At 67.8% G+C, this 8,934-nt stretch carries 8 protein-coding genes and 1 tRNA gene; 5 read left to right on the top strand and 4 right to left on the bottom strand.

Annotated elements, in window-relative coordinates; translation table 11 throughout:
• Window positions 1-1,447 (top strand): hypothetical protein (locus MAE01_RS16050; RefSeq protein ID WP_186806259.1); only part of this gene is annotated, 1,447 nt, incomplete at its 5' end.
• 67 nt (window positions 1,448-1,514) lie between these two features.
• Here MAE01_RS16050 and MAE01_RS14445 read toward each other — a convergent pair.
• Both MAE01_RS14445 and sp36 read right to left on the bottom strand, forming a co-directional pair.
• Window positions 1,515-1,973, bottom strand: a complete 459-nt coding sequence (locus MAE01_RS14445) for a RidA family protein (protein WP_147040556.1) — start codon at window positions 1,971-1,973, stop codon at window positions 1,515-1,517.
• Complete coding sequence (gene sp36, locus MAE01_RS14440) at window positions 1,970-2,203, bottom strand: Sp36 family protein (protein WP_147040554.1); 234 nt, start codon at window positions 2,201-2,203, stop codon at window positions 1,970-1,972. The genes MAE01_RS14445 and sp36 overlap by 4 nt, the downstream gene beginning before the upstream one ends.
• A 94-nt stretch (window positions 2,204-2,297) precedes the next feature.
• Between sp36 and MAE01_RS14435 the strand changes: the two genes are divergently transcribed.
• The 4 genes from MAE01_RS14435 (at window position 2,298) to MAE01_RS14420 (ending at window position 6,790) form a co-directional block, all read left to right on the top strand.
• Window positions 2,298-4,883 carry a transglycosylase domain-containing protein gene (locus MAE01_RS14435; RefSeq protein WP_147040553.1) on the top strand — a complete coding sequence of 862 codons (2,586 nt, stop codon included), beginning with the start codon at window positions 2,298-2,300 and terminating at the stop codon, window positions 4,881-4,883.
• Window positions 4,880-5,821, top strand: a complete 942-nt coding sequence (locus MAE01_RS14430; RefSeq protein ID WP_147040551.1) for a metallophosphoesterase — start codon at window positions 4,880-4,882, stop codon at window positions 5,819-5,821. Before MAE01_RS14435 ends, MAE01_RS14430 begins: the two co-directional genes overlap by 4 nt.
• 60 nt (window positions 5,822-5,881) lie before the next feature.
• A tRNA-Pro gene (locus MAE01_RS14425) sits at window positions 5,882-5,955 on the top strand.
• Window positions 5,956-6,010: 55 nt separating this feature from the next.
• Complete coding sequence (locus tag MAE01_RS14420) at window positions 6,011-6,790, top strand: HAD-IIB family hydrolase (RefSeq protein WP_147040549.1); 780 nt, start codon at window positions 6,011-6,013, stop codon at window positions 6,788-6,790.
• Between the two features lie 123 nt (window positions 6,791-6,913).
• Here MAE01_RS14420 and MAE01_RS14415 read toward each other — a convergent pair whose 3' ends face one another.
• Together MAE01_RS14415 and MAE01_RS14410 are read right to left on the bottom strand one after the other, a co-directional pair.
• The gene (locus MAE01_RS14415; protein ID WP_147040547.1) at window positions 6,914-8,173 is read right to left on the bottom strand and encodes an alpha-hydroxy acid oxidase; all 1,260 of its coding nucleotides are present in this window, start codon (window positions 8,171-8,173) and stop codon (window positions 6,914-6,916) included.
• 10 nt (window positions 8,174-8,183) lie between these two features.
• Complete coding sequence (locus MAE01_RS14410; protein WP_147040545.1) at window positions 8,184-8,891, bottom strand: FadR/GntR family transcriptional regulator; 708 nt, start codon at window positions 8,889-8,891, stop codon at window positions 8,184-8,186.
• Window positions 8,892-8,934 lie beyond the last annotated feature (43 nt).

Here is an 8,934-nt window from a genome sequence, read left to right as displayed (position 1 = left end):
GTTTGGCGCCATCAGCGGATCGGTGACGGCGACGACGGATGCGGCACCCGTCTCAGACCTCTCCGGCTCGAGCATCACCATTCTCAGCGGCGGCACGGCTGTGCAGCGCATCGCCGTCGCCGCCGACGGCACTTTCACCTCCGGCGCCCTACCGACGACATCCACCGACGATTACAGCATCTCCCTCGAGCCCGCCACGGGCTTCACGCTCGCGGATGCGCAGCCGTCGACCAACCCCGCCTTCGCCCTTCCCCGCGGCGTCGAAAGCCCCAGCATCGTCGATGTGACCCGGTCGTTCGCGCTCACCTCGGACAGCGCGACGCCGACACCGACACCCTCACCGACGCCGACACCGATTCCGTCCCCGGCTCCCTCGCCGTCGACGCCGTCCCCGACCCCGACTCCGACTCCGACTCCGACTCCGACTCCGACTCCGACTGCACCCTCCCTCGACCCGGTTCAGCAGCCCTACATCGCGTTCCACCAGCGCCCCGATGACACTGGCCTCACTGACGTGTTCAGCGGCATATCGGAATCCGAGCTCGCAACTCTGCTCGCGACCGCGGCAGGCACGCCGAACAGCGCAGTCCCCCTTCTCAACGCCTCGGGCCAGGCGCTCGGCCTCGCACAGCAGCCGACGCCGGACCAGGCGGCCGCCGCATCCCGGTTGCTGTCGCCGGTCGTCGCCGGCATACCGGGGCTGACCGTGAACCAGATCTCGCTCACCGCGTTCGATCTCGAAGGAGCTCTGCTCGCCGTCCAGGATGGGCGCGCTCAGCTGCTCGACCAGCAGCTGTCTTCGCAGCTCACGGATGTGCAGAAGCGCAACGCCCGCGTCGCCACACTCAACACGGCCATCTCGGCCCTCCGCGCATACGTCGCTGCTCCGGCCGATGGATCGCTGGCCGTTGCGGTCACGGCCGCAGGCGCGGCGGTGGAGTCGCACGATCTCCTTTCGGCGACTTCGGATTCCCCCGAGGCGAGAACGGCCGCCGCTTCGCTCGTCGCATCGTTACGCATCGAACTCGACTCCGTCACGAACACTCAGCAGATGGACATGCTGCGGCTGGCCAGCCTGTCGAACAAGCGCAATGAAGCCTTCGACATGATGACCGACTTCGTCAAGAAGATGCAGGACTCGCGGTCGTCGATCATCGGCAACATGCGATCGACGCCGGTCTCGATCGGCACCGTCCAGTGGGACAGCGGAGCCATCACCGGTCGCTTCGACCTCGCCGGCGTCGCGGACGGCGAGCACCACCTCATCATCAGCTTCGACGACATCGGCCTCACCGTGGTCGCCGCGGTGAGCGTGCAGCGCGGTGAACTGGCCGCGACCGGCGCCGAGTCGACTGCGGCTCCCTGGGTGGGCGCGGCACTGCTCGCGCTCGGAGCCGGGGCGCTGATCGTCCCGTCTCTCCGGGCGCGGCGCCACGTGCACGTCTGACCTCGAACAGCAACGGAGGCCGCCGGCGCCATGGGCGCGGGCGGCCTCCGTTGCTGCGCGGACCGGGCTAGACGAGGACGAAGGTCACCTCGACCTCGACGGGGCTGTCCAGCGGCAGCACCGTGACGCCGACGGCCGCGCGGGCATGCTGCCCGGCATCCCCGAAGATCTCGCCCAGCACTTCGCTGGCGCCGTTGATGACGCCGGGCTGGCCGGTGAACGAAGGATCGGATGCCACGAAGCCGCCGACGCGCATCACGCCGCCGATCTTCTCGACACCGCCCGCGGCGGACGCCGCGGCCGCGAGCGCGTTCAGTGCGCACGTGCGGGCGTAGCCCTTGGCATCCTCGGCCGTGACCTCGGCGCCGACCTTGCCGGTCGCCGGGAGGGAACCGGATGCGAAGGGAAGCTGACCCGACGTGTAGACAAGCTCGCCGTGCACGACCGCAGGGACGTATGCGGCGACGGGAGCTGCGACCTCGGGAAGCTCGATACCAAGCTCGGCGAGACGGGTGGTGATGCTCATGCGGCGCCCCCGTCGAACTGGCGCGAAGCCTCAGCCGCGGCGGCGAGTCCGGCGCTGTTGGACGCCGCGGATGCGTCGTCCGAGACAGGACGCTTGAAGTAGGCGACCAGGCCGCCCTCGGGGCCCTGGACGACCTGGACGAGCTCCCACCCCTGCTTTCCCCAGTTGTTGAGGATCGCGGCGGTGTTGTGGATCAGCAGCGGGGTTGTCAGATACTCCCACGTGGTCATGGCACTCCTGCAGGTTGTGTGGTGGACGATGACGTGGTCGGCCGGGCCGAGCGTCAGAGGCGATTATTCAGGGAAGTCCCCTACGATCTAGCGTATGCCTCAGAAGAATCGCACGGCTAAAGGTGTGCTCGGCGGCCTCCTCGGCCTGGTCGGGCTCAGCGCTGTCGCCGGCATCCTCGTGACCGCGACGGTCACCCCCGCACTCGCCGTCGCGGGCGCCGCCGGTTCCCAGGCTCTGGACCTGTTCGAAAAGCTGCCGTCGTACCTCGAGATCGACGCACCCATGGAGCCGAGCACGTTCTACGGCACAGGCAAGGACGGCAAACCGTTCGCCATGGCGACGTTCTTCGACCAGAACCGCACGCAGGTGACATTCGACCAGATCAACCCGGTCATGTACGACGCCGTCCTCTCGAGTGAGGACAAGAGCTTCTACGAGCACGGTGGTGTCAACATCGGCGCAACCGCGAAGGCACTGATCGACAACCTCCGCGGTACCTCATCGCGCGGTGCATCGACGATCAGCCAGCAGTACGTCAAGAACGTGCTCGTGCAACAGTGCGAGCAGGGTGTGCTGCCCGGCTCTGAGGGGTACTCCGACACGATCGCCCAGTGCTGGCTGGATGCCACGAACGCCAGCGGCAGCGACGGCATCGAGCGCAAACTGCAGGAGATGCGCTACGCGATCCAGATCGAGAAGGACTACTCGAAGAACGAGATCCTGCTCGGCTACCTGAACATCGCGAGCTTCGGCGGCACCGTCTACGGCATCGAGGCCGCGGCGAACTACTACTTCAATACGTCGGCGGCGAACCTCACCGTGGCGCAGGCCGCGACCCTCGCGGGCATCGTGCAGAACCCGAACACGTACCGCATCGACATGAAGGGCGGCACGACCACCGACAGCGACGGTAACGCCGTCAACTCGGAGGCCGACGGCTACAAGCTCACGCTTGACCGCCGCCACTACGTGCTCGGCCGCATGCTGGCTGATGGAAAGATCACGCAGGCGCAGTACGACGAGGCGGATGCCTCACCGATCGTGCCGGACATCAAGCCGCCGTCGCAGGGTTGTGCGGCAGCGGGCAACAACGCCTATTTCTGCCAGTACGTGAAGACGATCGTGTTGAGCGATCCCGCCTTCGGCGACTCCGGTCCAGAGCGCACCAAGGCGCTGTACCGCGATGGTCTGGACATCTACACGACACTCGACATGCGTGTGCAGGAGCCGTCGATCATCGCGCTGCGCGAGCGCGTGCCGGCCAACTACGACAACCAGAATTTCGGGGCTGCGGGTGTCACCGTCGAACCGAGCACCGGCCGCGTGCTCGCGATGACGCAGAACACGAACTTCCGGGAGACGACGACGGACGACCAGGCGTTCACGTCGCTCGTCTACGCCTCGGATCAGGCCCACGGCGGATCCGGCGGATTCCCGGTCGGATCTGCCTACAAGCTCTTCACACTCATCGACTGGCTCGAGAAGGGGCACTCGGTCAACGAATCGATCAACGGCCGCAACCAGACCCTGAAGATGCCCGCGAAGTGCGTGGGAGAGACGTACACCTTCGACACGAAGACGGTCGGCAACTTCGCGAACAATCCCGGCTACACCGGGACTCCGATGGTCTTCACCAGGAACTCCCTGAACTCCGGTTACTTCGCGATGGCTTCGAAGCTGGACATCTGCGACATCAACAAGGTCGCCGATCGCATGGGCGTCAACCCGGCCAAGGGTGGCAGCACCACCGACGAGAACTACGCCTTCAACGTGCTCGGCGACAAGTACATCTCCCCGCTCGACATGGCCGGAGCATACGCGACGGTTGCCAACAAGGGGACCTACTGCGAGCCGAAGGCGATCGACAAGGTCGTGAACCAGGAGGGCGAAGAGCTTCCGGTCCCCGAATCGAAGTGTTCACAGGTCATCACCCCTGAGGTAGCCGCGACAGCGGCATACGCGCTGCAGGGTGTCATGCAACGCGGTGGCACGGGCCAGGACGCCAACCCGTGGGACGGCACGCCGCTCATCGGCAAGACCGGGTCGCACAATGACTACTCGACCATGATGATCGAGTCCAGCACCAAGGCCACCACCGCGGTGTTCGTCGGACGCACCAAGGGCGACGAGAGCATCTGGGGACAGTGGACCAACGGAAACCTCCTGCAGAACATCCGATACGGAATCGCGCGCGACATGCAGGCTGCCGCGAATCAGCTGCTCGGCGGAGGTGACCAGTTCCCGAAGCCCGACCAGAACCTCACCCGCCGCGTGCTCGCCGACCTTCCGAGCGTCGTCGGCCAGTCGGTGGAGGACGCCACGAGGACGCTCGAAGAAGCCGGGTTCTCGGTCAGCGTCGCCACCCCGATCGACAGTGATGTGGCCGCAGGCCTCATCGCCGAACAGGATCCCGGCGCCGGACGAGTCGCCACCGGCACGACGGTGACGATCACGCCGAGCACAGGCAAGCCTGCGGCAGCGGCTGTTCCGAACGTCGTCGGGCAGAAGTACGCACAGGCGAAGAAGACGATCGAGGATGCCGGCTTCAAGGTCGCCGCGCCGAACTGCAAGGGCGGCGACGAGGTCGTCGCACAGGTTCCCACCAGCGGCAAGGCCACTCCCGGCAGCACGGTGACGCTCGCGTGCGCCGGCGGTAACGGCGACGGCGACGGCGATTGAGTAGGGGCTCCGCTCACCCGGCCCTCATCGCGCTCGGCGCGGTGGGTGCCGTCGGCGCCGCGTGTGCGGTGTGGGGCATCGGGATCGAGCGCTACCTGTTCACGGTCCGTGAGGCGACAGCCGCGGCGCTCCCCGCAGGCTCCGCTCCGCTCCGCGTGCTGCACATCTCGGATGCGCATATGGCTCCGTGGCAGCGCCGCAAGCAGGATTGGCTGGCATCCCTCGCCGATCTCGAACCCGACCTGATCGTCAACACCGGCGACAATCTCGGTCACCGAGACGGACTCGACGGCATCCGCCGCGCGTTCGAGCCGTTCGCCGGCATTCCCGGTGTGTTCGTCCACGGCTCGAATGACGTGCACGGCCCGACTCCGCGCAATCCGCTGCGATATTTCGCGGGCCCCTCGAAACGGCATGTGAAGCCCGATCACCTCGACACCGCCGGTCTGGACGCCTTCCTCGGCGAGGAGCTCGGCTGGGCCGACCTCAACAACTCCGCCGCGCGCGTCCGGGTCGGCGAGCGCGACGTCGACTTCTTCGGAGTCGACGACGCACACCGTGACTGGGACGACCTGGATGCGCTGCCGGGAGCTGTCGCCGGTCTCGGTGCGCGGAATGCCGCCACTCCCCTGCTCGGCGTCACACACGCGCCGTACCAGCGTGTGCTGAACGCGTTCACCGACCTCGGCGCGCAGGCGATCTTCGGGGGCCACACGCACGGCGGGCAGGTGTGCCTGCCGTTCTACGGCACGATCGTCGCGAACTGCGACATCCCGCTGAAGCAGGCCAAGGGGCTGAGCACGTGGACGCACGGGGAACGCGGCATCCCGCTGAACGTCAGCGCCGGCTGCGGTCATTCGATCTACGCACCGGTGCGGTTCGCGTGCCGTCCGGAGGCCACGTTGCTGACGCTGACGGCGCGGGACACGCCCGCGTGACCGTCGCGGGCGCTCGATTCGGTGCGGCACCCGATTCGATGTAGACTCGAACGGTTGCAACGGGGTGTGGCGCAGCTTGGTAGCGCGCTTCGTTCGGGACGAAGAGGCCGCAGGTTCAAATCCTGTCACCCCGACCGTTGCAAGAAGGCCGCCCTCCGGGGCGGCCTTCTTCCATATCCTGGAGACATCATGACTTCACCTCGCCTGGTCGCCTTCGACCTGGATGACACGCTCGCCGCCTCCAAGAGCGCGATCGATCCTCGCATCGCGGCGCAGCTGCGCGCGCTGCTGCGGGTCGTCGAGGTCGCCATCATCTCCGGCGGTAACGAGACGCAGTTCCGTTCACAGGTCGTGGCCCGGCTGGGCGATGCGGATGCCACGGAGCTCGCGCACCTGCACCTGCTGCCGACATGCGGCACCCGGTACCTGCGCCACGACGGCGAGGACTTCGCAGCCGTCTACGCGCACGATCTGTCGGACGCCGAGAAGGCCTCCGCCCTCCAGGCGCTGCGCGAAGAGGCCGAGCGCCTCGGCCTCTGGGAGCAGAATCCTTGGGGCGACATCCTCGAGGATCGTGGCTCGCAGATCACGTTCTCCGCGCTCGGGCAGAAGGCGCCGGGTGAGGCGAAGCACGCCTGGGATCCGACCGGGCACAAGCGCCTGCGTCTGCGCGACGCTGTCGCGGCCCGGCTGCCCGACCTGGAGGTGCGCGCCGGCGGATCGACGTCGATCGACATCACCCGTGCCGGCATCGACAAGGCCTACGGCATGAAAGCCCTCGCCGAGCACACCGGCATCCCCCTCGAGGACATGCTCTTCTACGGCGACCGACTCGATGAGGGCGGCAACGACTACCCCGTGCTGGCGCTCGGCGTCCGCTCGATCGCGGTCACCGGGTGGGTGGGCACCGCCGACGAGCTCGACGCGCTGCTGCCGACGTTGCAGCCGCAGGGCGCGACCCGGGCCTGACCCGCGTCCCGCCCCGCGCACGCGTCCAACTCACTCGTCGAGATTGCATTCCGCGGACGAGATGCGCCGCATTGCACGCAAAGTCGTCCGCGGAATGCAGTCTCGCAGGCGGGGACGCGCCGCTCAGCGCGCGGCGACCTCCGCGGCGTCGCGAGTCACGGGCACCAGGCGCGCGAGCTGCGTGACATGCGCCGGGGTGAGCTCCTCGAGCGATGCGACGCCGAGCAGGCGCATGGTGCGCTCGATCTCGGTGCGCAGGATCGCAATGGTGCGATCGACGCCCTGCCGACCTCCCGCCATCAGGCCGTACAGGTAGGCGCGACCGATGAGGGTGAAGTCGGCGCCGAGCGCCACGGATGCCACGATGTCGGCGCCGTTCATGATGCCGGTGTCGATCATCACGGTGAAGTCGTCACCGACCGCCTTGCGCACGCTCGGCAGCAGGTGGAACGGGATCGGCGCGCGATCCAGCTGACGCCCGCCGTGGTTCGACAGCACGATGCCGTCGACGCCGGCGTCACGCAGCCGCACCGAGTCCTCGACGTTCTGGACGCCCTTGATGACGATCTTGCCGGGCCACAGGTCGCGGATGACGGCGAGGTCCTCGTAGCTGATCGTGGGGTCCATCGCGGCATCCAGCAGCTCGCCGACGGTGCCGCCGGTGGTGCTGAGCGAGGCGAACTCGAGCTTCGGGGTCGTGAGGAAGTCGAACCACCACCACGGACGCGGGATCGCATTGATGATCGTGCCCAGAGTCAGCTGCGGCGGGATGCTGAATCCATTGCGCTTGTCCCGCAGGCGGGCCCCGGCGACGGGGGTGTCGACGGTGAAGTGCAGGGTGTCGAAACCGGCTGCGGCGGCACGGCGGGTGAGCTCGTAGGAGATCTCGCGGTCACGCATGACATACAGCTGGAACCAGTTGCGCCCGTGCGGGTTGGCGGCCTTCACGCCCTCGATCGACGTCGTCCCGAGAGTGGAGAGCGTGAAAGGGATTCCGGCGGCCGCCGCGGCACCCGCTCCGGCGATCTCGCCCTCGGTCTGCATGAGGCGCGTGAATCCGGTCGGTGCGATGGCGAACGGCAGGGCGCTGGGACCCCCGAGGATGTCGACCGACGTGTCGACGTCGGGCGCGGGCTTGAGGATGCCGGGATGGAACTCGACGTCCTCGAACGCCTGACGAGCGCGGGTGAGCGAGATCTCCCCCTCGGCCGAGCCATCGGTGTAGTCGAAGGCGGCCTTGGGCGTCCGGCGCTTCGCGATCAGTCGCAGGTCGGCGATCGTGAGCGCGCTCTCGAGGCGGCGCTTGCGACCGTCGAGCTCGGGCTTCTTGAACTTCATCAGCTCGAGAAGCTCGACGGGGTTGGGCAGTTGGCGCTGGACCATGGCGTTTCCTTCAGTCTTCAGTGCCGGGCGTCAGCCCGGCGGCGGTGTAGTAGCCGGTGATGTGTGCGCGGACGCGGGTGCGCGCAGCATCCGCATCGCCGGCGTCGATGGCGGTGACGATCGCGCGGTGCTCCGCGCGCAGTCGCGAGGTCATGGCATCCCAGTCGCGGATCTGCTCGGATCCGGTGAGCACATAGGACTCGATGGAGGTGCGCAGCCCCGCCATCATCGCGGCGATCACAGTGTTGCCGCTCGACTCGGCCAGCGCGAGATGCAGCTGGGCGTCGAGGGCGAGGAACTCCGCGGCGGTGAGGTCGCCGGCATCCATGGCGTCGAGGATGCGGTGCGCGTCGGCGGTGTCGCGTGTCGGATCGGAGGCGAGGGATGCCGCGACGGTGTCCTCCAGCACGAGGCGGGTCTGCACGACATCCGTCAGCGGGAAGCCCTGTGCGGCCACCTGCAGCCGCATGAGAGCAGAGAGGCCACCCGTGGGCGTGGCGATCACGATCGCCCCTGACGTGGGCCCTGAGCCGGTCGCGGTGCGGATCAGCCCCATCACCTCGAGGACGCGGAACGCCTCGCGTACGCTGGAGCGACCGACGCCGAGGTCGGCGGAGAGCTCACGCTCGGAGGGTAGCCGGTCACCGGGGCCGAGGCGGCCGTCGAGGAGGTCGCGCTCGACCTGCTCGAGCACCAGTTGCCAGGCGCGCTCCGCCATTACTCCTCCTGTGGTCTGACCACAGGGTAGCGCGCGTGGTCAG

Source organism: Microbacterium aerolatum, assembly GCF_007988825.1.
Taxonomy (GTDB): domain Bacteria; phylum Actinomycetota; class Actinomycetes; order Actinomycetales; family Microbacteriaceae; genus Microbacterium; species Microbacterium aerolatum.
The sequence above is the reverse complement of the archived record's forward strand: the minus strand, read 5'-3'. Positions and strand labels throughout refer to the sequence as shown.

Coding starts and splice junctions, on each gene's coding strand:
- MAE01_RS14410 (WP_147040545.1), bottom strand. CDS start 8,891: ATGGCGGAGCGCGCCTGGCAACTGGTGCTCGAGCAGGTCGAGCGCGAC.
- MAE01_RS14445 (WP_147040556.1), bottom strand. CDS start 1,973: ATGAGCATCACCACCCGTCTCGCCGAGCTTGGTATCGAGCTTCCCGAG.
- MAE01_RS14415 (WP_147040547.1), bottom strand. CDS start 8,173: ATGGTCCAGCGCCAACTGCCCAACCCCGTCGAGCTTCTCGAGCTGATG.
- sp36 (WP_147040554.1), bottom strand. CDS start 2,203: ATGACCACGTGGGAGTATCTGACAACCCCGCTGCTGATCCACAACACC.
- MAE01_RS14420 (WP_147040549.1), top strand. CDS start 6,011: ATGACTTCACCTCGCCTGGTCGCCTTCGACCTGGATGACACGCTCGCC.
- MAE01_RS14435 (WP_147040553.1), top strand. CDS start 2,298: ATGCCTCAGAAGAATCGCACGGCTAAAGGTGTGCTCGGCGGCCTCCTC.